General features: G+C 68.4%; 33 protein-coding genes. 32 read left to right on the top strand and 1 reads right to left on the bottom strand.

What is annotated here, in order from left to right; translation table 11 throughout:
* Positions 1–7: 7 nt before the first annotated feature.
* The 12 genes from pilM (at position 8) to DEI83_RS01245 (ending at position 11,773) form a co-directional block, all read left to right on the top strand.
* A complete protein-coding gene (gene pilM, locus DEI83_RS01300; RefSeq protein WP_111079995.1) occupies positions 8–1,060 on the top strand; it encodes a type IV pilus assembly protein PilM in 1,053 nt (350 codons plus the stop codon).
* Between the two features lie 137 nt (positions 1,061–1,197).
* The gene (locus DEI83_RS01295; protein WP_111079994.1) at positions 1,198–1,830 is read left to right on the top strand and encodes a hypothetical protein; all 633 of its coding nucleotides are present in this window, start codon (positions 1,198–1,200) and stop codon (positions 1,828–1,830) included.
* Positions 1,831–1,835: 5 nt separating this feature from the next.
* The gene (locus tag DEI83_RS01290; protein ID WP_111079993.1) at positions 1,836–2,561 is read left to right on the top strand and encodes a hypothetical protein; all 726 of its coding nucleotides are present in this window, start codon (positions 1,836–1,838) and stop codon (positions 2,559–2,561) included.
* A gap of 185 nt (positions 2,562–2,746) precedes the next feature.
* Positions 2,747–3,376, top strand: coding sequence for a hypothetical protein (locus tag DEI83_RS01285; protein WP_111079992.1), 630 nt, complete (start codon positions 2,747–2,749; stop codon positions 3,374–3,376).
* A 41-nt stretch (positions 3,377–3,417) separates the two neighbouring features.
* Complete coding sequence (locus DEI83_RS01280) at positions 3,418–3,873, top strand: DUF6121 family protein (protein WP_111079991.1); 456 nt, start codon at positions 3,418–3,420, stop codon at positions 3,871–3,873.
* A 75-nt stretch (positions 3,874–3,948) separates the two neighbouring features.
* Positions 3,949–5,142, top strand: a complete 1,194-nt coding sequence (locus DEI83_RS01275; RefSeq protein WP_111079990.1) for a hypothetical protein — start codon at positions 3,949–3,951, stop codon at positions 5,140–5,142.
* A 261-nt stretch (positions 5,143–5,403) separates the two neighbouring features.
* Complete coding sequence (rpsL, locus tag DEI83_RS01270; RefSeq protein ID WP_058728453.1) at positions 5,404–5,772, top strand: 30S ribosomal protein S12; 369 nt, start codon at positions 5,404–5,406, stop codon at positions 5,770–5,772.
* Positions 5,773–5,777: 5 nt separating this feature from the next.
* A complete protein-coding gene (rpsG, locus tag DEI83_RS01265; RefSeq protein WP_110824254.1) occupies positions 5,778–6,248 on the top strand; it encodes a 30S ribosomal protein S7 in 471 nt (156 codons plus the stop codon).
* Positions 6,249–6,336: 88 nt separating this feature from the next.
* A complete protein-coding gene (gene fusA / locus DEI83_RS01260; RefSeq protein WP_111079989.1) occupies positions 6,337–8,451 on the top strand; it encodes an elongation factor G in 2,115 nt (704 codons plus the stop codon).
* Between the two features lie 149 nt (positions 8,452–8,600).
* Positions 8,601–9,788, top strand: coding sequence for an elongation factor Tu (gene tuf / locus DEI83_RS01255; protein WP_111079988.1), 1,188 nt, complete (start codon positions 8,601–8,603; stop codon positions 9,786–9,788).
* A 122-nt stretch (positions 9,789–9,910) separates the two neighbouring features.
* Positions 9,911–10,888, top strand: a complete 978-nt coding sequence (locus DEI83_RS01250) for a DNA topoisomerase IB (protein ID WP_111079987.1) — start codon at positions 9,911–9,913, stop codon at positions 10,886–10,888.
* Between the two features lie 87 nt (positions 10,889–10,975).
* Positions 10,976–11,773, top strand: coding sequence for a DarT ssDNA thymidine ADP-ribosyltransferase family protein (locus DEI83_RS01245; protein WP_111079986.1), 798 nt, complete (start codon positions 10,976–10,978; stop codon positions 11,771–11,773).
* Between the two features lie 75 nt (positions 11,774–11,848).
* On the opposite strand, the gene DEI83_RS01240 is transcribed toward DEI83_RS01245, so the two are convergent.
* Positions 11,849–12,646 carry a TrmH family RNA methyltransferase gene (locus tag DEI83_RS01240; protein WP_111079985.1) on the bottom strand — a complete coding sequence of 266 codons (798 nt, stop codon included), beginning with the start codon at positions 12,644–12,646 and terminating at the stop codon, positions 11,849–11,851.
* Positions 12,647–13,185: 539 nt separating this feature from the next.
* On the opposite strand from DEI83_RS01240, the gene rpsJ reads away from it, so the two are divergent.
* The 20 genes from rpsJ (at position 13,186) to rplO (ending at position 22,796) form a co-directional block, all read left to right on the top strand.
* On the top strand, positions 13,186–13,494 hold the full coding sequence (rpsJ, locus tag DEI83_RS01235) for a 30S ribosomal protein S10 (protein ID WP_110824248.1): 309 nt from the start codon (positions 13,186–13,188) through the stop codon (positions 13,492–13,494).
* Positions 13,495–13,508: 14 nt separating this feature from the next.
* Positions 13,509–14,162 (top strand): 50S ribosomal protein L3, encoded by a 654-nt coding sequence (gene rplC, locus DEI83_RS01230; protein WP_111079984.1) that lies wholly within the window; start codon positions 13,509–13,511, stop codon positions 14,160–14,162.
* A gap of 2 nt (positions 14,163–14,164) precedes the next feature.
* Positions 14,165–14,824 (top strand): 50S ribosomal protein L4, encoded by a 660-nt coding sequence (gene rplD, locus DEI83_RS01225; RefSeq protein WP_111080119.1) that lies wholly within the window; start codon positions 14,165–14,167, stop codon positions 14,822–14,824.
* Positions 14,821–15,120, top strand: a complete 300-nt coding sequence (gene rplW, locus DEI83_RS01220; protein ID WP_110824245.1) for a 50S ribosomal protein L23 — start codon at positions 14,821–14,823, stop codon at positions 15,118–15,120. Before rplD ends, rplW begins: the two co-directional genes overlap by 4 nt.
* A gap of 18 nt (positions 15,121–15,138) precedes the next feature.
* On the top strand, positions 15,139–15,978 hold the full coding sequence (rplB, locus tag DEI83_RS01215) for a 50S ribosomal protein L2 (protein ID WP_110824244.1): 840 nt from the start codon (positions 15,139–15,141) through the stop codon (positions 15,976–15,978).
* Positions 15,979–15,989: 11 nt separating this feature from the next.
* Positions 15,990–16,271 (top strand): 30S ribosomal protein S19, encoded by a 282-nt coding sequence (gene rpsS, locus DEI83_RS01210; protein WP_017885529.1) that lies wholly within the window; start codon positions 15,990–15,992, stop codon positions 16,269–16,271.
* Between the two features lie 25 nt (positions 16,272–16,296).
* Entirely contained in the window at positions 16,297–16,689 is a 393-nt protein-coding gene (rplV, locus tag DEI83_RS01205) for a 50S ribosomal protein L22 (RefSeq protein ID WP_110824243.1), read from the top strand.
* Complete coding sequence (gene rpsC, locus DEI83_RS01200; protein ID WP_110824242.1) at positions 16,689–17,495, top strand: 30S ribosomal protein S3; 807 nt, start codon at positions 16,689–16,691, stop codon at positions 17,493–17,495. Before rplV ends, rpsC begins: the two co-directional genes overlap by 1 nt.
* 2 nt (positions 17,496–17,497) lie before the next feature.
* Positions 17,498–17,917, top strand: a complete 420-nt coding sequence (rplP, locus tag DEI83_RS01195; protein WP_110824241.1) for a 50S ribosomal protein L16 — start codon at positions 17,498–17,500, stop codon at positions 17,915–17,917.
* On the top strand, positions 17,917–18,237 hold the full coding sequence (gene rpmC / locus DEI83_RS01190) for a 50S ribosomal protein L29 (protein WP_110824240.1): 321 nt from the start codon (positions 17,917–17,919) through the stop codon (positions 18,235–18,237). The genes rplP and rpmC overlap by 1 nt, the downstream gene beginning before the upstream one ends.
* Positions 18,237–18,521 (top strand): 30S ribosomal protein S17, encoded by a 285-nt coding sequence (rpsQ, locus tag DEI83_RS01185; RefSeq protein WP_111079983.1) that lies wholly within the window; start codon positions 18,237–18,239, stop codon positions 18,519–18,521. Before rpmC ends, rpsQ begins: the two co-directional genes overlap by 1 nt.
* Positions 18,522–18,552: 31 nt before the next feature.
* Complete coding sequence (gene rplN / locus DEI83_RS01180; protein WP_110824238.1) at positions 18,553–18,921, top strand: 50S ribosomal protein L14; 369 nt, start codon at positions 18,553–18,555, stop codon at positions 18,919–18,921.
* 3 nt (positions 18,922–18,924) lie between these two features.
* Positions 18,925–19,278, top strand: a complete 354-nt coding sequence (gene rplX, locus DEI83_RS01175; RefSeq protein WP_111073933.1) for a 50S ribosomal protein L24 — start codon at positions 18,925–18,927, stop codon at positions 19,276–19,278.
* Positions 19,278–19,868 (top strand): 50S ribosomal protein L5, encoded by a 591-nt coding sequence (gene rplE / locus DEI83_RS01170; protein ID WP_110824236.1) that lies wholly within the window; start codon positions 19,278–19,280, stop codon positions 19,866–19,868. The genes rplX and rplE overlap by 1 nt, the downstream gene beginning before the upstream one ends.
* Positions 19,869–20,025: 157 nt before the next feature.
* Positions 20,026–20,424: a 30S ribosomal protein S8 gene (gene rpsH, locus DEI83_RS01165; protein ID WP_110824235.1), complete on the top strand. Its 399-nt coding sequence runs from the start codon at positions 20,026–20,028 to the stop codon at positions 20,422–20,424.
* A gap of 6 nt (positions 20,425–20,430) precedes the next feature.
* Entirely contained in the window at positions 20,431–20,967 is a 537-nt protein-coding gene (gene rplF / locus DEI83_RS01160) for a 50S ribosomal protein L6 (protein WP_111050814.1), read from the top strand.
* Between the two features lie 2 nt (positions 20,968–20,969).
* Positions 20,970–21,347, top strand: a complete 378-nt coding sequence (rplR, locus tag DEI83_RS01155; protein ID WP_110824233.1) for a 50S ribosomal protein L18 — start codon at positions 20,970–20,972, stop codon at positions 21,345–21,347.
* Positions 21,344–22,150 carry a 30S ribosomal protein S5 gene (rpsE, locus tag DEI83_RS01150; RefSeq protein WP_111079982.1) on the top strand — a complete coding sequence of 269 codons (807 nt, stop codon included), beginning with the start codon at positions 21,344–21,346 and terminating at the stop codon, positions 22,148–22,150. Before rplR ends, rpsE begins: the two co-directional genes overlap by 4 nt.
* The gene (gene rpmD, locus DEI83_RS01145; RefSeq protein WP_082517835.1) at positions 22,150–22,335 is read left to right on the top strand and encodes a 50S ribosomal protein L30; all 186 of its coding nucleotides are present in this window, start codon (positions 22,150–22,152) and stop codon (positions 22,333–22,335) included. Before rpsE ends, rpmD begins: the two co-directional genes overlap by 1 nt.
* Positions 22,332–22,796 carry a 50S ribosomal protein L15 gene (rplO, locus tag DEI83_RS01140; protein ID WP_110824232.1) on the top strand — a complete coding sequence of 155 codons (465 nt, stop codon included), beginning with the start codon at positions 22,332–22,334 and terminating at the stop codon, positions 22,794–22,796. The genes rpmD and rplO overlap by 4 nt, the downstream gene beginning before the upstream one ends.
* Positions 22,797–22,820 lie beyond the last annotated feature (24 nt).

The following is a 22,820-nucleotide window of genomic DNA, read 5'->3' as shown; positions in this document are numbered from 1 at the left end:
CAACGACATGGCGAAGAGCATCGTCGGCATCGACATCGGCGCGGACGCTATCCGCGCGGTGGAGGTCGTCGACGTCGACAAGCCGGAGCCGACGATCCTGCGGTTCGCCGAGGTGGGAGTGCCGGACGGGGCCACCAAGCATGGGGAGGTCCTCGAGGCGAACACGGTGGCCGGCGCCCTCCGGGGACTCTGGGCGCTCGGGAAGTTCCGCAGCAAGGACGTGGTCCTCGGCATGGGGAACCAACGCGTTCTGTCGCGCGACCTGACGGTCCCGAAGGCGCCGCTCTCCCAGATCAGGGAGTCCCTGCCGTTCCAGGTCCAGGACATGCTCCCGGTTCCGGTGGGTGACGCCATCCTCGACTTCTACCCGACCGACGAAGCGGAGAGCGAGCACGGCCCGGTCGTACGCGGGCTCCTCATCGCCGCGGTCAAGGACGCTGTCCTGGCGAACGTGCGCGCGGTCCAGTTGGCAAGTCTCAATCCGGTCGGGGTGGACCTGATCCCCTTCGCACTCACCCGCGTCCTCGCTCCGCGTGTCACCGGCTCCGGGACCGTCGCCATCGTGGACTGCGGAGCGAACACCACCTCGGTGGTGTTGGCGACCGACGGGGTGCCGAAGTTCGTCCGCATCATCCCGACAGGAGGGGCCGACATCACGAGGGCGATCGCAGCACGTCTCGAGATCGGAACGGAGGAAGCGGAAGCGGTGAAACGACACTTCGGTCTCGCTGGACAGCCTCGGACGCCGGACGACCTCCGTGCGATCGCTGCGACGCGGGAATCCGTGGGCGAGCTGACGCAGAGCATCCGCAACACCGTGAACTACTTCACGAACACCCACGAGGGCGAACGCGTCCGCGGACTCGTCCTGACGGGCGGCGGCACGGCGCTCCCCGGCTTCCACGAAGCGCTGCACGACCTGACCGGGTTGCCGGTCACGAACGGTGATCCGTTCGCCGCGTCACGTGTCGGCCGGGGCATCTCGTCGGAGGTCCTCCAGCAGCGAGGGTCGGCGATCTCGGTCGCCTGGAGTCTGGCAGTCGGGAGCAGGGCAGCATGAGCGGAACGTCAGCCGTGACCGGCACGGCACGCAAACACACGCTGCGCCGCCCTTCCCGCGCCGGGTCAACTCCGTCGACGTCCTCTCCGCGGACGCCGGATCGCGTGGTCCGGACGACTCGTGGGCACCAACCGCTCGTGGTCGGTGCCGCCCCGCGTGCCGACCTGCTCCCCAGCGAGGTGCACGTCGACCGGCGGCAGCGCGCCGCGGGCCGCAGAGCATGGGCTGGCGTCGTCGCCGTGGCGATCGCCGTCGGGCTCGCTGCCGGCGCTGCCGGAATCACGCGCATGAGCGCTGAGGACGACCTGGCGGCGGCTGAAGCAGAGACGTCCACGCTGCTGCAACAGCAGCTCCAGTTCAAGGACGTCCGAACGACCGAGCGTGACTCGACACTGCTCGAATCCGCCCAGCAGGTCGGTGGCAGCACCGAGATCGACTGGTCTGCGACCCTCGGTGCCGTCCAGGGTGCGCTTCCGACGGACGTTGTCATCTCGGGTGTCGCGATCGACTCCGCCACCGCCACCCAGGCGTACGCGCAGTCGGACGACCCGCTCCAGGGCCGCCGGGTCGCGACGATGACCATCGACGCGAAGAGCGCCACGCTCCCGTCGGTCCCTGACTGGCTCACCGCGGTCCGCGGCGTGCCCGGTTTCGTCGACGCCACCACGAACACGGTGACACGTGACGATGCCGGCGCGTACATCGTCAACCTCACCATCCACCTCGACGAGAAGGCGTACGACCATCGCTACGCCGCGAAGAAGGGCTGAACGGGATGTCCCGGAACCGGCTGAACCTGGTCGCCGCGATCGTGGCGATGGTCGTCGTCGTCGTCGGCGGCTTCTTCCTCGCAGTTCAACCACAGCTCGCGCAGGCCTCGGACGCGCATGAGCAGCGCAGCACGGTCGAGGCGAACAACGCCGTCAGCCGGACGGAGCTCGACCGGCTCCGCGCGCAGGCCGAGAAGCTCCCGGAGATGGAGGCACGCCTGAAGCAGTTGCGAGCCTCCGTTCCCGAAGGATCCGACGTGGCGGGCTTCATCGATGAGATCGACCGCGTCGCGTCGCAGGCTGGCGTCGTCGTGGCGTCGTACACGACGAGTGACGCGGTCCCGTACGCCCCGCCTGCCGCAGCGGAGCCCGCTCCGACCGCCGCGGACACGAGCACCGCTGCGTCGACACCGTCGGCCACTGCCGCCGCCACCGCACCCGCTGCCCCGAGCGTCACCACCGACCCGACGATCACCTCGGGCAACTTCTCGGTCGTGCCGGTCACGGTCGCCGTGAACGGGACCTTCGACGAGGCCCTCCGGTTCGTGAGCGGATTGCAGTCGGGGAAGCGGCTCTTCCTGATCACCGCCGTGTCCTCCACCCAGCAGAGCGGCGACGACGGAACTGCTTCCGGTACGTCGACCTGGACGTTCGGGGGATCCGTGTACGTCCTCGACCCATCGGCGGTCGCGGCGAGCGCCACGCCTTCGGACGCGCCGAGCGACGGCTGACCGGCCGGCTGACCCCCACCCCCGCAGAACGCCCCCCGGAAGGGGTCCCGCCGCCACGCCGGACCCGCTTCCGCCGGGGCGTTCGGTGCCTCTACGATGCTGCTCGGGCCCGCGCTCGCGGCTGCCCATCTCCCTCTCGGACGCCCCCTCGGAACGGGCGTCCCTCGTCGTGCCCGGAGTCGCTCGTGTTGGTCGGTGTCGTGGAGTTCCTCGGCTGGTTCGGAGCCGTGACCGTCCTCGTCGGTTACATCCTGTTCTCCCTCGGGAAGATCGCGAACGGGCCGGTCTACCAGCTGTTCAACCTGGTCGGCGGTGTCGCGATCGCCGTCAACGTGGCCGCGCACCACGCCGTGCCGTCCACGATCGTGAACAGCATCTGGGCCGCCGTCGCCGCCGTGGTGCTCGTCCGGATGGTCGTGCGTCGACGTCGGGGTGCGGCCGGTGTGCAGCCGACGCCCGAGCTGCACGCGGAGCCGCCCACCACGACCGCGGTCCTCCCGGTGATCGGTCCGGCGCTGCGCGACCACGACCTGGTCGAGACCGGTCGCGAACCGGCGCCGCAGCAGGCGCCGACGTCCCACGTGGCGGACGCGACCACCGACGTCGCCCCGACCCCGGGCCTCCCGTCCGCTGACGGTGACCGCACCGGCCCGGCCGTCGGCCACGATGCTCCCGCGCCGATGACCGAGACGGTCCCGGTCATCACGGCGACCATCGCGCTGGCGCTCGTCCAGGCGGCCCACCAGCAGCACGCTCAACAGCAGGGGGCCGCGCAGCGGGACACGGCGCAGCCCGAACCCGCGGACGCCCCGTAGCGGCCGGACCCGGACCCTCCACAGGGCGCTACGATCGGCGCATGTCCCGGTGGTTGGTGGCGACGATGGCGTCCGTCCTCTTCATCGCGCTCGTCATCGCCGTGACGGGCTTCGAAGCGTTGCTCGCGGACGTCGAGGCGATCCGCCAGCCGGACGCCACCCCGTACCTCGGACCCGGCATGGTCGTCGGGGCCGCGGTCGTCGTCTTCCTGGCGACCGTGACGGGCGCGCGCGAGGGCAACCCGGTCGTCACCGGGCTCGTCGCCGCTGCGACGACGTACCTCGTGATGCTCGGCGTGGGGGCGGTCGGCTACGCACTCGTCCGGTCGGACGCCGCCGAACTGCTCGTCTTCCCGGCCGGGTACGCGCTCAGTCCGTTCGTCGTCGGCGGCGTCGTGGTCGCGCTCGTCACGGTCGTCGGCGGCATCTCGGCGGTGCGGTGGCAGGCGCCTCGTCCACACGGGCAGCAAGCGGCACCGGTCCGTCCACAGGACTGACGGGAGGCCCGCCCCACCTCCGTCCCGCCCGGTACGATTCCGAGACGGGCTGACCGATCGCACCTTGGGGGACTCATGACCGACGGACCTGACCACGCACCGGGCTGGGGATCGGTGCCGGGGGCGGACACCCTGCGCGGGGACGCCGTGCTCCCCGCCGTGATGACCGCGCCCGCACCGGGCGGCCCCCCGTCGGGGCAGCCGGATGCGTCCGCCGGTGGCCCGGGGTACGGCCCCGGCCGACCCCGGCGGGGGCTGCGCAAGGGTGCGGTGATCGGCATCGTCGCAGGGGCGGCAGCGCTCGTGCTCCTCGTGGTCGCCAGCGGGATCGGTTGGTCGGTCGGATCGGACAGCCACTCGGCGGAACGGCCGGTGCAGGCGTTCCTGCAGGACGTCGAGGACGGTCGGTTGTCGGACGCGCTCGAGTCCGCGGGCATCGACCGCGACACCGACGACGTGCTCCTCACCGATGCCGCGTACGCCGAGGCGGGCGACAAGATCACGGCGCACCGGATCACCTCCGTCGACGAAGGTGACGACCGGGCGACCGTGCGAGCGCTGCTGACCCAGGCCGGCCGGAGCGTGCCGGCCACCTTCGAACTCGAGCGCACCGGCACCGACTGGGGTGTGTTCCCCGTCTGGGAGCTGCAGCCGCCGTCCCTCGGTTCGGTCGAGGTCGTCGTGCAGGGGCCGACCCGCAGCGGGGTGCAGGTCGCCGGGGCCCAGGTGGCGACCGGTGACCTGGGTGCGGTCGCGCTGCGGGCGTTCCCCGGCTCCTACGAGGTCTCGGCCGACGGTGGGAAGTGGTTCACGGCGGATGCGTCGACGGCTGCCGTCCGGGGGTTCGGGACCCCAGGGACCCCCGTCGTGCTCGCCACGACCCTGACGGACGCGGGCCAGCAGGCGGCGAGCAAGGCGGTCGACTCGTGGGTGGACGGCTGTGTGGCATCGCCCACGGCCACGCCCGACGGGTGCAGCTTCTACGCGTACGGCGAGAACCCGGCGAACACCTACACGAACCAGAAGTGGACACTCGACGCCCGTCCGGCCGTCGGGGTCGGCGCGTGGTCGTCGAAGGGATGGCTGGTCGAGACGCGCTCCCCGGGCTCCGCGAGCTTCACGGCGGACTTCACCGGCCCGGCCGGGCGCGGGAGGGCGACGGCCGGTCCGATCGACGTCAACGCTTCGGGGTGGATCACGGGCTTCGACGACGACGGCGCCACCTTCGTTCCCGCCGTCGCCAACGGCAGCAGCGACTCCGGCTCCTGAGCACCCCGTTCCCCGCAGCGACGCCGTTCTCGCCCTGGGCGGACGTCGTGGTGCCGGGGCTGCCGCGGATTGATTTCAGCGGGTCCGACGGCTAGGCTCTTCTGGGTGTGCGCCTTCGGGCGCGCCCAGATCCTGCAGGCCTCCGGCCTCCTGATCACTCCATCCCCCGTCTTCCCCGCCGTCAGGCGGTGGTCCGTGTGGGATGAGGAAGCCGACGGACCGCGTCGGCCAGAGAGCACGAGCGAAGAACCAGGAGAACAGTTGCCTACCATCCAGCAGCTCGTTCGCAAGGGTCGTACGCCGAAGGTCGTCAAGACCAAGGCGCCCGCCCTGAAGGCGAACCCCCAGCAGCGTGGCGTGTGCACCCGCGTCTACACCACCACCCCGAAGAAGCCGAACTCGGCACTGCGCAAGGTCGCTCGTGTCAAGCTCTCGAACGGCACCGAGGTCACGGCCTACATCCCCGGTGAGGGCCACAACCTGCAGGAGCACTCGATGGTGCTCGTCCGCGGCGGTCGTGTGAAGGACCTCCCGGGTGTCCGCTACAAGATCATCCGTGGTGCCCTGGACACCCAGGCCGTCAAGAACCGTAAGCAGGCTCGTAGCCGCTACGGTGCGAAGAAGGGTTGAGTTAGATGCCTCGTAAGGGTCCCGCCCCGAAGCGCCCCGTCGTCGCCGATCCGGTCTACGGCGCTCCCGTCGTCAGCCAGCTCGTCAACAAGATCCTCCTCGACGGCAAGAAGGGCCTCGCCGAGCGCATCGTCTACGACGCACTCGAAGGGGTCTCCTCCAAGAACGGCCAGGACGCCGTCACGACGCTCAAGAAGGCGCTCGACAACGTCCGTCCGACCCTCGAGGTCCGCAGCCGCCGCGTCGGTGGCTCGACCTACCAGGTCCCGGTCGAGGTCAAGCCGCACCGTGCGAACACGCTCGCGCTGCGCTGGCTGACCTCGTACGCCAAGGCCCGTCGCGAGAAGACGATGACCGAGCGTCTCATGAACGAGATCCTCGACGCGTCGAACGGTCTCGGTGCCGCGGTCAAGCGCCGTGAGGACACCCACAAGATGGCCGAGTCGAACAAGGCCTTCGCGCACTACCGCTGGTAGTCATCCGGCACCGTCCGGGTGCTTCGGTCAACAGCCGAGGCACCCGGACGGCCGCCACCCTCTCCTACAACTCTCTCGGAGGAACCCTGTGGCACAGGACGTGCTCACCGACCTGAACAAGGTCCGCAACATCGGCATCATGGCGCACATCGACGCCGGCAAGACCACGACCACCGAGCGCATCCTGTTCTACACGGGCATCACGCACAAGATCGGTGAAGTCCACGATGGCGCAGCCACCATGGACTGGATGGCGCAGGAGCAGGAGCGCGGCATCACGATCACGTCGGCCGCGACGACGTGCTTCTGGGACAACAACCAGATCAACATCATCGACACCCCGGGTCACGTGGACTTCACGGTCGAGGTGGAGCGTTCGCTCCGCGTCCTCGACGGTGCGGTCGCCGTCTTCGACGGCAAGGAGGGCGTCGAGCCCCAGTCCGAGACCGTGTGGCGTCAGGCGGACAAGTACAACGTCCCCCGTATCTGCTTCGTCAACAAGATGGACAAGCTCGGTGCGGACTTCTACTTCACCGTCGACACGATCATCAACCGCCTCGGTGCGGAGCCGCTCGTGCTCCAGCTCCCGATCGGTGCCGAGAACGACTTCGTCGGCGTCATCGACCTGATCGAGATGCACGCCAAGGTCTGGCCGGGCGATGCCAAGGGTGACGTCACCATGGGCGCCCAGTACGAGGTCCAGGAGATCCCCGCGGACCTCAAGGACCGCGCCGAGGAGTACCGCGCCAAGCTCGTCGAGCGTGTCGCGGAGACCGACGACGCGCTGCTCGAGAAGTACTTCGGCGGCGAGGAGCTCACCAAGGAAGAGATCAAGGCTGCGATCCGCAAGCTGACGATCAACTCCGAGGTCTACCCGATCCTCTGCGGCTCGGCCTTCAAGAACCGTGGCGTGCAGCCGATGCTCGACGCGGTCATCGACTACCTGCCGTCGCCGCTCGACGTCCCGCCGATGATCGGCCACGACGTCAAGGACGAAGAGGTCGAGATCATCCGCAAGCCGGATGCCACCGAGCCCTTCTCGGCGCTCGCGTTCAAGGTCGCGGTGCACCCGTTCTTCGGTCGCCTCACCTACGTCCGCGTGTACTCCGGTCACATCGACTCCGGCGCCCAGGTCATCAACTCGACCAAGGGCCGCAAGGAGCGCATCGGCAAGATCTTCCAGATGCACTCCAACAAGGAGAACCCGGTCGACTCGGTCACCGCCGGCCACATCTACGCGGTCATCGGTCTCAAGGACACGACCACGGGTGACACCCTGTGCGACCCGTCGAACCAGGTCGTCCTCGAGTCGATGACGTTCCCGGAGCCGGTCATCGAGGTCGCGATCGAGCCGAACACCAAGGCCGACCAGGAGAAGCTCTCCACCGCGATCCAGAAGCTCGCCGAAGAGGACCCGACGTTCCGCGTCGAGCTCAACGCCGAGACCGGTCAGACGACGATCAAGGGCATGGGCGAGCTCCACCTCGACATCCTCGTCGACCGCATGAAGCGCGAGTTCAAGGTCGAGGCGAACGTCGGCAAGCCGCAGGTGGCCTACCGCGAGACCCTGACCAAGGTCGTCGAGCGCTACGACTACACCCACAAGAAGCAGACCGGTGGTTCCGGTCAGTTCGCGAAGGTGCAGATCGCGCTCGAGCCGATGCCCGTCACCGCTGAGAAGGTGTACGAGTTCGAGAACGCCGTCACCGGTGGCCGCGTCCCGCGCGAGTACATCCCCTCGGTCGACGCTGGTATCCAGGACGCGATGCAGGTGGGCGTGCTCGCCGGCTTCCCGACCGTGGGTGTCAAGGCCATCCTCAAGGACGGCGCGGCGCACGACGTCGACTCGTCCGAGATGGCGTTCAAGATCGCCGGCTCGATCGCGTACAAGGAAGCGGCGCGCAAGGCCGGTCCCGTGCTGCTCGAGCCGATCATGGCCGTCGAGGTCCGTACGCCCGAGGAGTACATGGGCGACGTCATCGGCGACCTGAACTCGCGTCGTGGTCAGATCTCCGAGATGACCGATGCGTCGGGCGTCAAGGTGGTCCGCGCGAGCGTCCCGCTGTCCGAGATGTTCGGGTACGTGGGCGACCTGCGCTCCAAGACCTCTGGTCGTGCTGTCTTCTCCATGGTGTTCGAGACCTACAACGAGGTCCCGCGCAACGTGGCGGACGAGATCATCCAGAAGAGCACCGGGGCCTGACGCTCCCGCGTCATCCCCAGGCGAGGGTGCCCGGCGACGGGCCCCTCGTCACCAAGTAAAGTAGAGACACACACACCGCGCGCCAACAGTGCAGGGCCGACCAAGGTCCTGCCGGGGGCGACGCATCCGAGTCCTGAGGAGGACCCACAGTGGCCAAGGCCAAGTTCGAGCGGACCAAGCCGCACGTCAACATCGGAACCATCGGTCACGTCGACCACGGCAAGACCACGCTCACGGCGGCGATCACCAAGGTTCTGCACGACCAGTACCCGGACCTCAACGAGGCCCGTGACTTCGCGCAGATCGACAACGCTCCCGAAGAGCGTCAGCGCGGCATCACGATCAACATCTCGCACGTCGAGTACCAGACCGACAAGCGCCACTACGCGCACGTCGACGCTCCTGGTCACGCCGACTACGTGAAGAACATGATCACCGGTGCGGCCCAGATGGACGGCGCGATCCTCGTGGTCGCCGCCACCGACGGCCCGATGCCCCAGACGCGTGAGCACGTGCTGCTCGCCCGCCAGGTCGGCGTCCCGTACATCGTCGTCGCGCTGAACAAGGCCGACATGGTGGACGACGAGGAGATCCTGGAGCTCGTCGAGCTCGAGGTCCGCGAGCTGCTCGGCTCGCAGGAGTTCGACGAGGACGCCCCCGTCGTGCAGGTCTCGGCGCTCAAGGCGCTCGAGGGCGACGAGAAGTGGGTCAAGTCCGTCCAGGACCTGATGGCTGCCGTCGACGAGAACGTCCCGGACCCGGTGCGCGCCACCGACCAGCCGTTCCTCATGCCGATCGAGGACGTCTTCACGATCACCGGTCGTGGCACCGTCGTCACCGGTCGTGTCGAGCGCGGTGAGCTCGACATCAACTCCGAGGTCGAGATCGTCGGCATCAAGGCGACCCAGAAGACCACGGTCACCGGCATCGAGATGTTCCGCAAGCTGCTGGACAAGGCAGTCGCCGGTGACAACACCGGTCTGCTCATCCGTGGCCTCAAGCGCGAGGACGTCGAGCGCGGCCAGGTCGTCGTGAAGCCGGGTTCGGTCACGCCGCACACCGAGTTCACCGCGAACGCGTACATCCTGAACAAGGAAGAGGGCGGTCGTCACAACCCGTTCTACGCGAACTACCGTCCGCAGTTCTACTTCCGCACCACGGACGTCACCGGCGTCATCACGCTGCCCGAGGGCACCGAGATGGTCATGCCCGGTGACACCGTCGCCATGACCGTCGAGCTGATCCAGCCGATCGCCATGGAAGAGGGCCTCCGTTTCGCCATCCGTGAGGGTGGTCGTACGGTCGGTGCCGGTACGGTCGAGAAGATCATCAAGTAACTCCGGTTGCTGCGTCAGCGGGGTCGGGCCTTCGGGCCCGGCCCCGCTTCCGTGTTCGCGGACCGCCGTCCGGGGTACGTTCCTGCCGTCGACGGCAGTGCCGATGGTGTTGCATCGAGGACGTGACACGTCTTCGCCGCTCCTCGACCAAGGGTCGCGGGTACCACCGCGTCCGCAGTGGCAAGGGCTTCTCCTACCGCGACCCGCACGGCACGACGGTGACGGACCCCGAGGTACGCCAACGCCTCGAGGACCTCGTCATCCCGCCGGCATGGGACGACGTCTGGATCTCGCCGTACGACAACGGCCACATCCTGGCCACCGGGATCGACGGCGCCGGGCGCCGGCAGTACATGTACCACCCCTCCTGGCGCGACCGGATGGACAAGATCAAGTACGACCGTGCGTTGGCGCTGGCCGAGTCCCTCCCGGCCGCCCGACGCATGGTCACGCAGGACCTCCGTCGCCCGGAGCCGGACCGCCGACGCGCGCTGGCTGCCGCGTTCCGCATGCTCGACCAGGGGTCACTGCGCGTCGGCTCCGAGCGCTACGCCACCGAGCACGGCAGCCACGGCCTGTCCACCCTGCTCTGCACGCACGCCCACATCTCCGGCGACGACATCGAGCTGGAGTTCCCCGGCAAGAGCCACCAGGCGTGGTCCTCGACGATCCACGACGCCGACCTCGCCCGTGTCCTGGTGGGGATGAAGCGCCGCGGGCCGACCGCGCGCCTGCTGTCGTTCCGTGAACGGCGCGGCGACGACTGGCAACCGGTGACGGCCGAGGACATCAACGCGTACGTCAAGGAGCGCGCGGGGGAGGACTTCACCGCCAAGGACTTCCGCACGCTGCACGGCACGGTCGCGGCCGCGGTCGACCTGGCCCAGACGGGCGTCCTGTCCAGTCAGGCCAAGCGCAAGAAGGCGATCTCGCACGCGGTGAAGGCCGCCAGCGAGGTCCTGGGCAACACCCCGACCGTCGCCCGTCAGAGCTACATCGACCCGCGGCTCCTCGATGCGTACGAGCACGGCGAGACCATCGACCCGACCCGGTTGCACGCGGCCGAGGCCGAGGTCCGGGCACTCCTGTACCGCCAGTGACGTGATCGGTCGCCCGCGGTTCCCGGATGACGTAGCGTTGGTGGTCGTGCCCGCCCACCCCACGAGGCACGGAAGGACCCATCAGTCGTGACCGACGAGTGCATCCACGGTTTCCCCATCGAACTCTGCGACATCTGCTCCCCCCGGCAGCGTGATCCGGAGACCATCACGAAGACCCCGACGCCGCGGCGGACCCGTGTGACGACGTCCCTGCGGTCCGCCCCGACGAACGCGAACGGGAAGCCCGTCGAGCCGACGCTCCCCGCCACCCGCGACTTCGCGGCACTCCGGGCCCACCACGTCACACACGTGGACAACCTCGCGTCCATCGTCGCCGAGGGCGCGATCCTCGCCGCCGACCAGGCGGCACCGTCCGTCGACGTCAGCTCCGCCGCCACCCGGGAGGCCCGTGGTGCGGCCACCGCACCCGACGGTTCCAGCGTGGCCGGCCACGTCCCGTTCACCCTCTCGCCCGACGCCCGCCGCTGGGACGAGCTCCGTTCCGGTGCCGAGGAGGACCGCTGGTCGGACGCCGCCCGGCGCACCCGCGCGACCGAGTACGTCGTCCTCGTGGTCCCGACGACCGCGTTCGGTGCCTCCGTGATCCTGGCGGACACCGACGCCGACGACCCGGACGTGCGGTTCGCCGTCGGGCCGGAGGCAGCGACCAACCTGCTGCGCCGGACCGACATCACGGACCCGTCGATGCACGGCGTCGAGCTGCTCGCCGGCCCGCGGGTGCCGCTGTCCTCGGTCGCCCTGGTGGGTGTCCCGAACGACAAGGTCCGCCAGCAGGTGAAGGCCGTCTTCGCCGAGCAGGGTGGGCCCGCGCCCCGCGTGGCGGTCTTCCCGCCGTGGTTCGTCCCGCCGCTGCCCGAGGACTGACGCCGGACCGCCAGGACGTGCGAACGCCCCGGATCCCCACGAGGGACCCGGGGCGTCGTCGTCCCGGCGGGCGGCTCAGCCGTGCCGGCGCGAGCGGGCGTACAGGACGATGCCGGCGACGACCGACACGTTGAGCGACTCCACACGGTCGTCGATCGGGACCGAGACCGTCTGCGTGGCGAGGTCCTGCAGGACGTCCGAGGCACCCGTCTTCTCCGCACCGAGCAGCAGTGCGACGTCCTCGTCGAGGGCGCCGAGGGACTCCGGCGAGAGTGAGCCGTCCATGTCGACGTCGACGACACGGAGGCCGGACTCGCCGAGCCACCGTGCGACGCGCTCCCGGGTCTCGAGCAGGACCGGCACCGAGAACACGTGCCCGCGGCTGGCGCGGACGACACGGCGGTCGGCGATGGTCGCGAGGTCGCTGTCGACCAGGACGACGCCGCGCGCGCCGAGACCGACCGCGGTCCGGACGATCGCGCCGATGTTGCCGACGATCTTCACGCCGTCGAGGACGAGCACGTCCCCGGTGCCCTCGGCGAGGGCGGAGAAACGGGCGGGGGCGGGGACGGACGCGACACCGAACACCTTCGGGCGCTTCTCGGAGCGGAACACCTTGGTGAGCACACCCGGGTCCACCAGTCGGACCGGGACTTCGTGCTCACGGCACAGGGCGGTGAGGTCGGCGGGGAACTCGCGGGTCGATTCGCCGTACACCTCGACGAACCGGACGCCGGCGCGGAGTGCCTGCACGAGGGGCTCGGGGTCCTCGACGATCGCGGTGCGGACGGTTCCGCGAGCCGGCTTGGCGAGGTCGGCGAGCCGCTGCACCGCTGGGTCGGACGGGTCGGTGAGCACTTCGTGTTCCGGCATGGGCGAAGGCTAGCAGCGCGTCGGACGCCGGCCGGGGGCTGCGTCACCGCCCCGCGCAGGACGTGCGTCGACCGCCGCGCGGAGGGCAGGCCTCCAGGCCCGGTCAGGCCGACCCGGGAGGCCCGTGGCGGGCCTCCCGACACGCCGCGCAGAGCGCGACACGCCCGGGTTGCACGGATGCGGGGCCTATGCGAGACTTGTCCGGTTCCGAAATCCCGAGGCGCACGCGCCCGCGGGGTCACTGCTCTGGCAGTGCACAACCCCCTTGTTCAGCAGGGCTGGGTTGGGCCGCAGGCAGCAGAACACGATCGACATCCTCCAGCACCACCGTGCGGCACGACAGTGCAGCGCGATCCGGTGCGCGGGTGACGACATGCCCACGCGGGTGCCCCTGGTACTCGCGCGGTTGACAGGAGAACAGCGGTCATCCCCTGCGGATGGAGCCGGTGGTTCACGCAAACAGCCGGGCACGCGACAGCGGAGCCCCGGCGGCGTCAGGCGGCCTGAGGGTGCGCGGCGCAGAGAGGACAGGAAAACACATGGCGGGACAGAAGATCCGCATCCGGCTCAAGTCGTACGACCACGAGGTCATCGACACGTCGGCCCGGAAGATCGTCGACACGGTGACCCGTGCCGGTGCGACCGTGGTCGGCCCGGTGCCGCTCCCCACCGAGAAGAACGTGATCCCCGTGATCCGTTCCCCTCACAAGTACAAGGACTCGCGCGAGCACTTCGAGAAGCGCACGCACAAGCGGGTCATCGACATCGTCGACCCGACGCCGAAGGCCGTCGACTCGCTCATGCGACTCGACCTCCCGGCGGACGTCAACATCGAGATCAAGCTGTAAGGGGGCTGGAACTCATGGCGAACTCAACCAAGACCGTCAAGGGCCTCCTCGGCAAGAAGCTCGGGATGACCCAGGTGTGGGACGAGAACAACAAGTTCATCCCCGTCACCGTGATCGAGGTCGGCCCGAACGTGGTCACCCAGATCCGCAACGTCGAGCGCGACGGCTACGAGGCGATCCAGATCGCCGCGGGCCAGATCGACCCCCGCAAGGTGAACAAGCCGGCCGCTGGCCACTTCGAGGCCGCCGGGGTCACCCCGCGCCGCACGCTCACCGAGATCCGGACGAACGACTCCGCCGAGTACACGCTCGGCCAGGAGCTCACGGTCGACCTGTTCGAAGCGGGCCAGAAGGTCGACGTCGTCGGCACCAGCAAGGGCAAGGGCTTCGCCGGTGTCATGAAGCGTCACGGCTTCGCCGGTGTCTCCGCCTCGCACGGTTCGCACCGCAACCACCGCAAGCCCGGTTCGATCGGCGCCTCCTCGACCCCGTCGCGTGTCTTCAAGGGCATGCGCATGGCCGGTCGGATGGGTGGCGACCGCGTGACCGTCCTCAACCTCACGGTCCACGCCGTCGACGCCGAGAAGGGTCTGCTGCTCGTCAAGGGCGCCGTCCCCGGTGCTCGTGGCCGTTCCGTCTTCGTCCGCACCGCCGTGAAGGGTAAGTGATCATGGCCACCACGACCGCAACCACGATCGACGTCCTCGACGCGACCGGAGCCGTCGCCGGGAGCATCGAGCTCCCCGCCGAGCTCTTCGACGTCGAGACGAACGTCCCGCTGATCCACCAGGTCGTCACCGCGCAGCTCGCCGCCGCGCGTCAGGGCACCCACAAGACCAAGAACCGTGGCGAAGTCCGCGGTGCCGGTCGCAAGCCGTTCAAGCAGAAGGGCACCGGCCGCTCCCGTCAGGGTTCGGTCCGCGCTCCGGAGCACACCGGCGGTGGCGTCGTCCACGGACCGACCCCGCGTGACTACTCGCAGCGCACCCCGAAGAAGATGATCGCCGCAGCCCTGCTCGGCTCGCTCTCGGACCGTGCCCGCGGTGGCCGCATCGCCGCTGTGGAGGGCTTCGTCGCGGCCGAGCTGCCGTCGACCAAGACCGCCCGCACGCTGCTCGAGAAGGTCGCGCCCGTCAAGCACGTGCTCGTCGTGCTCGAGTCGGGCGACGAGCTCACGCTCAAGAGCGTCCGCAACCTGCCGAACGTCCACGCGCTCTCGTACGGCCAGCTGAACGCCTACGACGTCCTCCGTGCGGACGCCGTCGTCTTCAGCAAGAGCGCCCTCGACGCTTTCATCGCGTCGAAGACCGCGAAGGAGATCACCGCATGAGCGGCTTCAACAAGGACCCGCGCGACATCATCATCTCGCCGGTCGTGTCGGAGAAGAGCTACGGCCTCATCGACCAGGGCAAGTACACGTTCCTCGTGGACCCCCGTGCGAACAAGACCGAGATCAAGCTCGCCATCGAGAAGATCTTCGACGTCAAGGTCGCCGGCATCAACACGCTGAACCGTCCGGGCAAGACCCGCCGGACCAAGTTCGGGATCGGCAAGCGCAAGGACACCAAGCGCGCCATCGTGACGCTCAAGTCCGGTTCGATCGACATCTTCACGGCTGTCGGCTGAGGACCAGAGGGATAAATCATGGCTATTCGTAACTACAAGCCCACGACCCCCGGTCGTCGCGGCTCCTCGGTCGCCGACTTCGCCGAGATCACCCGTTCGACCCCGGAGAAGTCCCTGCTCCGTCCGCTGCCGAAGACCGGTGGCCGGAACAGCTCGGGTCGCATCACGACGCGTCACATCGGTGGTGGCCACAAGCGCCAGTACCGCGTGATCGACTTCCGTCGTGCCGACAAGGACGGCGTCGACGCCAAGGTCGCGCACATCGAGTACGACCCGAACCGCACGGCGCGCATCGCGCTCCTGCACTTCGTGGACGGCACCAAGCGCTACATCATCGCGCCGAACAAGCTCAAGCAGGGCGACGTCGTCGAGACGGGCCCCGGCGCGGACATCAAGCCGGGCAACAACCTGCCGCTGCGCAACATCCCCGTCGGTACCGTGATCCACGCGATCGAGCTCCGCCCGGGCGGCGGCGCGAAGATGGCCCGGTCCGCCGGTGCCTCGGTGCGCCTCGTCGCCAAGGACGGCCCCTACGCGCAGCTCCGTCTGCCGTCGGGCGAAGTCCGCAACGTCGACGCCCGCTGCCGCGCGACGATCGGCGAGGTCGGCAACGCCGAGCAGTCGAACATCAACTGGGGCAAGGCCGGCCGCATGCGTTGGAAGGGCGTCCGCCCGACCGTGCGTGGTGTCGCGATGAACCCGGTCGACCACCCGCACGGTGGTGGTGAGGGCAAGACGTCCGGTGGTCGTCACCCGGTCAGCCCCTGGGGCCAGGCCGAGGGCCGCACGCGCAAGCCCAACAAGCCGAGCGACAAGCTCATCGTCCGTCGCCGTAACGCCGGCAAGAAGCGCAAGTAGGAGTTCCGAAGATGCCACGCAGTCTGAAGAAGGGCCCCTTCGTCGACGAGCACCTGCTCCGCAAGGTCGTCACGCAGAACGAGGCCAACACCAAGAACGTGATCCGTACCTGGTCGCGTCGGTCGATGATCGTCCCGAACATGCTCGGTCACACCATCGCGGTGCACGACGGCCGCAAGCACATCCCGGTGTTCGTCACCGAGTCGATGGTCGGTCACAAGCTCGGCGAGTTCGCGCCGACCCGCACCTTCCGCGGCCACGTGAAGGACGACAAGAAGGGCCGTCGCCGCTAAGGCGGCGACGAAGAGGAGGAACGAAATGGTGGAGTCGATCGCACGCGTGCGACACATCCGCGTCACGCCTCAGAAGGCCCGTCGCGTCATCCAGCTGATCCGCGGCAAGCAGGCCCACGAGGCGCTCGCCATCCTGAAGTTCGCCCCCCAGGGCGCTTCGGAGCCCGTGTACAAGCTGGTCGCCTCGGCGATCGCCAACGCACGTGTCAAGGCGGACTCGACGAACAGCTTCCTCGACGAGCGCGACCTCTACGTGAGCAGCGTCTACGTCGACGAGGGCACGACCCTGAAGCGGTTCCAGCCGCGCGCCCAGGGCCGCGCCTTCCGCATCAACAAGCGCACCAGCCACATCACGGTCGTCCTCGCGACGCCGGATGAGGCCGAGGCCGCCGCGACGAGCAAGAAGGCGAGCAAGTAATGGGCCAGAAGGTCAACCCGTACGGCTTCCGTCTCGGGATCACGACGGACCACATCTCCCACTGGTTCGCCGACAGCACGAAGAAGGGTCAGCGCTACGCCGACTTCGTGGCCGAGGACGTCAAGATCCGTCAGTTCCTGACGAAGACCCTCGACCGCGCGGGCGTCGCCCGCATCGAGCTCGAGCGCACCCGTGACCGCGTCCGCGTGGACATCCACACGGCACGCCCGGGCATCGTCATCGGTCGCCGCGGCGCCGAGGCGGAGCGCATCCGGAGCGAGCTGGAGAAGCTCACCAAGAAGCAGATCCAGCTCAACATCCTCGAGGTCAAGAACCCCGAGACCGAGGCCCAGCTCGTCGCGCAGGGCATCGCCGAGCAGCTCTCCGCTCGTGTCGCGTTCCGTCGCGCCATGCGCAAGGGCCTGCAGGGTGCACAGCGCGCCGGCGCCAAGGGTGTCCGCATCCAGGTGTCGGGCCGCCTCGGTGGCGCCGAGATGTCGCGCTCGGAGTTCTACCGCGAGGGCCGTGTGCCCCTGCACACCCTCCGCGCGAACATCGACTACGGCTTCTACGAGGCCCGGACCACGTTCGGCCGCATCGGCGTGAAGGTCTGGATCTACAAGGGCGACATCACGAACAAGGAGCTCGCTCGCGAGCAGGCGAACCAGCGTTCGTCCCGCCCGGAGCGTCGTGGCGGCGACCGTCGTGGCGGCGGCCCCCGTGGCGACCGCAACGAGCGCGGTGGCGACCGTCGCGAGCAGCAGGCCCCGCAGGACGCGCCGGCCGGCGCAGGAGTTGAGGCGTAACCATGCTTATCCCCCGTCGAGTCAAGCACCGCAAGCAGCACCACCCGAAGCGTTCGGGCCAGGCGACCGGTGGCACCAAGGTCTCCTTCGGTGACTACGGAATCCAGGCGCTCACCCCGGCCTACGTGACCAACCGTCAGATCGAGTCCGCTCGTATCGCCATGACGCGTCACATCAAGCGTGGCGGCAAGGTGTGGATCAACATCTACCCGGACCGCCCGCTCACCAAGAAGCCGGCTGAGACCCGAATGGGTTCCGGTAAGGGTTCCCCCGAGTGGTGGATCGCGAACGTCAAGCCGGGTCGTGTGCTCTTCGAGCTCTCCGGCGTGAGCGACGAGATCGCCCGCGAGGCACTGACCCGTGCAATCCACAAGCTGCCCCTCAAGGCACGCATCATCAAGCGCGAGGAGGGCGACGCATAATGGCGATCGGTTCCAAGGAGCTCCGTCCCACTGAGCTCGACACCTTCGAGAACGAGCGTCTCGCTGACGAGCTGAAGAAGGCCAAGGAGGAGCTGTTCAACCTCCGCTTCCAGTCGGCCACCGGCCAGCTGGAGAGCCACGGCCGTCTCCGTGCCGTCAAGCGCGACATCGCGCGCATCTACACCGTGCTCCGCGAGCGCGAGCTCGGCATCCGTGCCACGCCCGCCCCCGTCGAGACCGCCCCGAAGGCCAAGAAGTCGTCGAAGAAGGCCGAGAAGCCGGCTGAGTCGACCGAGGCCGAGACCGCCGAGGAGAACTGATGGCGACCGAAGAGAAGGACTCCGCAGCCGTCACCCGCGGCTACCGGAAGACCCGTCGTGGCTACGTCACGAGCGACAAGATGGACAAGACGATCGTCGTCGAGGTCGAGGACCGCGTGAAGCACCCCCTCTACGGCAAGGTCATCCGTCGCACGTCGAAGGTCAAGGCCCACGACGAGCTCGGGACCGCCGGCATCGGCGACCTGGTCGTCATCAGCGAGACCCGTCCCCTCAGCGCCACGAAGCGCTGGCGCCTGGTCGAGATCCTCGAGAAGGCCAAGTAGGCCTCGGCCCGCTTCGGAATAGGAGACAGCAGTGATTCAGCAGGAATCCCGCCTGAAGGTCGCCGACAACACGGGTGCCAAGGAGATCTTGACCATCCGCGTTCTCGGTGGCTCGGGTCGTCGCTACGCCGGCCTCGGTGACGTCATCGTCGCCACGGTGAAGGACGCCATCCCCGGCGGCAACGTGAAGAAGGGTGACGTCGTCAAGGCGGTCATCGTTCGCACCAAGAAGGAGACCCGTCGTCCGGACGGCTCCTACATCAAGTTCGACGAGAACGCGGCAGTGATCCTCAAGGCTGACGGCGACCCGCGCGGCACGCGCATCTTCGGTCCGATCGGTCGCGAGCTCCGTGACAAGAAGTTCATGAAGATCATCTCGCTCGCGCCGGAGGTGCTGTAAGCCATGGCGAACATCAAGAAGGGTGACCTGGTCCAGGTCATCACGGGTGCCACGCAGGAGCGTGGCGGCGACCGCGGCAAGCAGGGCAAGGTCATCGAGGTCCGCGGCGACCGCCTGGTCGTCGAGGGCATCAACTTCGTGACCAAGCACGTCCGCGTCGGTCAGACCCAGCGCGGTTCGAAGACCGGCGGCATCGAGCAGCACGAAGCCCCGATCCACGTGTCGAACGTCGCGATCGTCGACCCGAAGACCAAGAAGCCGACCCGCGTCGGTTTCCGCAACGAAGAGGTGGAGAAGGACGGCGTCACCAAGACCGTCCGCGTCCGCTACGCCAAGAAGTCTGGTGAGAAGCTCTGATGACCGACACGACTGCCGCGACTGCTGAGAAAGTTCAGCCGCGCCTCAAGCAGAAGTACCGCAACGAGATCAAGGCGGCGCTGACCGAGCAGTTCGGTTACGCGAACGTCAACCAGGTCCCCGGCCTGGTCAAGGTCGTCGTCAACACCGGTGTCGGTGAGGCCGCGCGCGACTCGAAGATCATCGAGGGCGCCATCAAGGACCTCACGGCGATCACCGGTCAGAAGCCGCAGGTCACGCTGGCCCGCAAGTCCATCGCGCAGTTCAAGCTGCGTGAGGGCCAGGCCATCGGCGCGCACGTCACCCTCCGCGGTGACCGCGCGTGGGAGTTCCTGGACCGCCTGCTGTCGCTGGCACTCCCGCGCATCCGCGACTTCCGCGGCCTGAGCGACCGCCAGTTCGACGGCAACGGCAACTACACCTTCGGTCTCTCGGAGCAGAGCGTGTTCCACGAGATCGACCAGGACCGCATCGACCGCGTGCGTGGGTTCGACATCACCGTCGTGACCACCGCGAAGACGGACGACGAAGGCCGCGCGCTGCTCCGCCAGCTCGGCTTCCCGTTCCGTTCTGCCGAGCAGACGGTCTAAGCTACTCCGGGCGGTGCGGGCCGGAGGAGTTCTCTCCTCCGGCCCGCTCGCACGAAGTCACACCGATCCCGGGGAACCGCCCTGGGATCACATCGATCGTCGAGGTCGGCACTCGTGGAACGGGTGTCGAAACCGGACGAAGGACGGAAAACGCATCATGACGATGACCGATCCGGTCGCAGACATGCTGACCAGATTGCGGAACGCGAACTCGGCGCACCACGACGCCGTCTCGCTTCCGAGCTCCAAGCTCAAGCAGACCATCGCTGACATCCTCAAGCGCGAGGGTTACATCAGCGAGTGGAAGGTCGAGGACGCCCGCGTCGGGCAGACCCTGACCATCGACCTCAAGTACGGCCCCGATCGCGAGCGTTCGATCGCCGGCATCAAGCGCGTCTCGAAGCCGGGCCTCCGCGTCTACGCGAAGTCGACCGAGATCCCCCGGGTCCTCGGTGGCCTCGGCGTGGCGATCCTGTCGACCTCCTCGGGGCTCCTGACCGACCGCGAAGCCGAGCAGAAGGGCGTGGGTGGGGAAGTCCTCGCCTACGTTTGGTGATCGATCATGTCTCGTATCGGACGTCTCCCCATCGACATCCCGGCCGGAGCGACCGTCTCGGTCGACGGCCAGAACGTCGCCGTCAAGGGCCCGAAGGGCGAGCTCACGCTCGTCATCGCTGAGCCCATCCAGGCCAAGGTCGAGGACAACCAGGTCCTCGTCAGCCGCCCGGACGACGAGCGTTCCTCCCGCGCGCTGCACGGCCTGACGCGCTCGCTCATCGCGAACCAGATCATCGGCGTCACCCAGGGCTACTCCAAGGGCCTCGAGGTCGTCGGCACCGGTTACCGCGTGGCGGCCAAGGGCAGCGACCTCGAGTTCGCGCTCGGGTACTCCCACCCGATCACGGTCAACCCGCCGGCCGGCATCAGCTTCGCCGTCGAGGGCAACAACAAGGTCACCGTGAACGGCATCGACAAGCAGCTCGTCGGTGAGGTCGCGGCCAACATCCGCAAGCTGCGCAAGCCCGAGCCCTACAAGGGCAAGGGTGTCCGCTACGCCGGCGAGATCGTGCGCCGCAAGGCCGGAAAGTCAGGTAAGTGATCATGGCCATCGGAACTCGTACTCGAGGCAAGAGCAAGGCGGCTGCCAAGGCGCGTCGCCACAACCGTCTCCGGAAGAAGATCACCGGGACCGAGACCCGTCCCCGTCTCGCCGTCACCCGTTCGTCACGTCACGTGTTCGTGCAGGTCATCGACGACGCCAAGGGTCACACCCTCGCCAGCGCATCGACGATGGAGGCCGACCTCCGCTCGTTCGACGGCGACAAGACCGCCAAGGCCCGTCGCGTCGGCGAGCTCGTCGCCGAGCGTGCGAAGTCGGCTGGCGTCGAGGCCGTGGTCTTCGACCGCGGCGGTAGCAAGTACGCCGGTCGCGTCGCCGCGATCGCCGATGGTGCCCGTGAAGGAGGGCTGAACCTGTGAGCGACATCGCGAACACCAACGACGACGCCGAGGCCACGACCGAGGTCGAGACGACCGACGCCGAGACCACCGAGGCGAAGGCCCCCGCGGCCAAGGAGCCCGACGTCCCGGTCGTCGAGCGTCCCGTCGAGACCGCTGCGGGTTCGGCATCGAACAACCGCGACTCCGTCGACAACCGTGGCCGTCGTGGTGGCGGCAGCGGTGGCGGGCGTGACCGTCAGCAGGGTGGCCGTGGCGGCAACGACCGCAACGGTCGCGGCGGCGACAGCCAGTTCCTCGAGCGCGTCGTCACCATCAACCGCGTCTCCAAGGTCGTCAAGGGTGGTCGTCGCTTCAGCTTCACCGCCCTCGTCGTCGTCGGTGACGGCAACGGTCTGGTGGGCGTCGGCTACGGCAAGGCCCGCGAGGTCCCGACCGCCATCTCGAAGGGCGTCGAGGAGGCGAAGAAGAACTTCTTCCGCGTCCCCCGCGTCGGCAACACGATCCCGCACCCGGTGCAGGGTGAGGCCGCCGCTGGCGTCGTCCTCCTGCGTCCGGCCGCTGCCGGTACCGGTGTCATCGCCGGTGGTCCGGTCCGCGCCGTGCTCGAGTGCGCCGGCATCCACGACGTCCTGAGCAAGTCGCTCGGTTCGTCGAACACCATCAACATCGTGCACGCGACCGTGACGGCGCTCAAGCAGCTCGAAGAGCCGCGTGCCGTCGCCAGCCGTCGTGGTCTGCCCGTCGACCACGTCGTCCCGGCCCGTCTGCTGCACGCCGAGGCGGCCGCACGTACGGCTGCGAACGAGAAGGCAGGTGCGTGATGGCGATGCTGAAGATCACGCAGACGAAGTCCGTCATCAGCGAGAAGCAGTACCAGCGCGACACGCTCCGCAGCCTGGGTCTCAAGCGCATCGGCCGTACGGTCCTGCGTGAGGACAACTCCCAGAACCGCGGGTACATCGCGACGGTTGCGCACCTCGTGAAGGTCGAGGAGGTCGACGCATGAGCGACGAGAAGAACGAGCGCGTCCAGATCCTGAAGGTCCACCACCTTCGTCCGGCAGCGGGGTCCAAGAAGGACCGCACCCGTGTCGGTCGTGGTGAGGGTTCGAAGGGCAAGACCGCCGGCCGTGGCACCAAGGGTCAGAAGGCCCGGTACCAGGTCAAGGTCGGCTTCGAGGGTGGGCAGATGCCGCTGCACATGCGCACCCCGAAGCTCCGCGGGTTCAAGAACCCGTTCCGCGTCGAGTACCAGCCCGTGAACCTGGACAAGATCGCGGAGCTCTACCCGAACGGTGGCGACGTCACCGTCGCGGACCTGGTCGCCAAGGGCGCCGTCCGCAAGAACGAGAAGGTCAAGGTTCTCGGTCAGGGTGACATCAGCGTGGCGATCACGGTCACGGTCGACAAGGTCTCGGCTTCGGCCGAGGAGAAGATCGTGGCGGCGGGCGGCACCGTCACCAAGTAGTCCCCGTCGGCGGCGGCCCGCGCA

Origin of the sequence: Curtobacterium sp. MCBD17_021, assembly GCF_003234525.1 — a bacterium.
Classification (GTDB): Bacteria; Actinomycetota; Actinomycetes; order Actinomycetales; family Microbacteriaceae; genus Curtobacterium.
Note: the sequence above shows the minus strand (reverse complement) of the source record. Positions and strands in the feature narration are given on the sequence as shown.

Excerpts from the sequence above, each read along its gene's own strand:
- pilM (WP_111079995.1), top strand. The coding sequence starts at position 8 with ATGGCGAAGAGCATCGTCGGCATCGACATCGGCGCGGACGCTATCCGC.
- DEI83_RS01290 (WP_111079993.1), top strand. The coding sequence starts at position 1,836 with ATGTCCCGGAACCGGCTGAACCTGGTCGCCGCGATCGTGGCGATGGTC.
- DEI83_RS01280 (WP_111079991.1), top strand. The coding sequence starts at position 3,418 with ATGTCCCGGTGGTTGGTGGCGACGATGGCGTCCGTCCTCTTCATCGCG.
- DEI83_RS01275 (WP_111079990.1), top strand. The coding sequence starts at position 3,949 with ATGACCGACGGACCTGACCACGCACCGGGCTGGGGATCGGTGCCGGGG.
- rpsG (WP_110824254.1), top strand. The coding sequence starts at position 5,778 with ATGCCTCGTAAGGGTCCCGCCCCGAAGCGCCCCGTCGTCGCCGATCCG.
- DEI83_RS01240 (WP_111079985.1), bottom strand. The coding sequence starts at position 12,646 with ATGCCGGAACACGAAGTGCTCACCGACCCGTCCGACCCAGCGGTGCAG.
- rpsJ (WP_110824248.1), top strand. The coding sequence starts at position 13,186 with ATGGCGGGACAGAAGATCCGCATCCGGCTCAAGTCGTACGACCACGAG.
- rplC (WP_111079984.1), top strand. The coding sequence starts at position 13,509 with ATGGCGAACTCAACCAAGACCGTCAAGGGCCTCCTCGGCAAGAAGCTC.
- rplD (WP_111080119.1), top strand. The coding sequence starts at position 14,165 with ATGGCCACCACGACCGCAACCACGATCGACGTCCTCGACGCGACCGGA.
- rplW (WP_110824245.1), top strand. The coding sequence starts at position 14,821 with ATGAGCGGCTTCAACAAGGACCCGCGCGACATCATCATCTCGCCGGTC.
- rplB (WP_110824244.1), top strand. The coding sequence starts at position 15,139 with ATGGCTATTCGTAACTACAAGCCCACGACCCCCGGTCGTCGCGGCTCC.
- rpsS (WP_017885529.1), top strand. The coding sequence starts at position 15,990 with ATGCCACGCAGTCTGAAGAAGGGCCCCTTCGTCGACGAGCACCTGCTC.
- rplV (WP_110824243.1), top strand. The coding sequence starts at position 16,297 with ATGGTGGAGTCGATCGCACGCGTGCGACACATCCGCGTCACGCCTCAG.
- rpsC (WP_110824242.1), top strand. The coding sequence starts at position 16,689 with ATGGGCCAGAAGGTCAACCCGTACGGCTTCCGTCTCGGGATCACGACG.
- rplP (WP_110824241.1), top strand. The coding sequence starts at position 17,498 with ATGCTTATCCCCCGTCGAGTCAAGCACCGCAAGCAGCACCACCCGAAG.
- rpmC (WP_110824240.1), top strand. The coding sequence starts at position 17,917 with ATGGCGATCGGTTCCAAGGAGCTCCGTCCCACTGAGCTCGACACCTTC.
- rpsQ (WP_111079983.1), top strand. The coding sequence starts at position 18,237 with ATGGCGACCGAAGAGAAGGACTCCGCAGCCGTCACCCGCGGCTACCGG.
- rplX (WP_111073933.1), top strand. The coding sequence starts at position 18,925 with ATGGCGAACATCAAGAAGGGTGACCTGGTCCAGGTCATCACGGGTGCC.
- rplE (WP_110824236.1), top strand. The coding sequence starts at position 19,278 with ATGACCGACACGACTGCCGCGACTGCTGAGAAAGTTCAGCCGCGCCTC.
- rpsH (WP_110824235.1), top strand. The coding sequence starts at position 20,026 with ATGACGATGACCGATCCGGTCGCAGACATGCTGACCAGATTGCGGAAC.
- rplF (WP_111050814.1), top strand. The coding sequence starts at position 20,431 with ATGTCTCGTATCGGACGTCTCCCCATCGACATCCCGGCCGGAGCGACC.
- rplR (WP_110824233.1), top strand. The coding sequence starts at position 20,970 with ATGGCCATCGGAACTCGTACTCGAGGCAAGAGCAAGGCGGCTGCCAAG.
- rpmD (WP_082517835.1), top strand. The coding sequence starts at position 22,150 with ATGGCGATGCTGAAGATCACGCAGACGAAGTCCGTCATCAGCGAGAAG.
- rplO (WP_110824232.1), top strand. The coding sequence starts at position 22,332 with ATGAGCGACGAGAAGAACGAGCGCGTCCAGATCCTGAAGGTCCACCAC.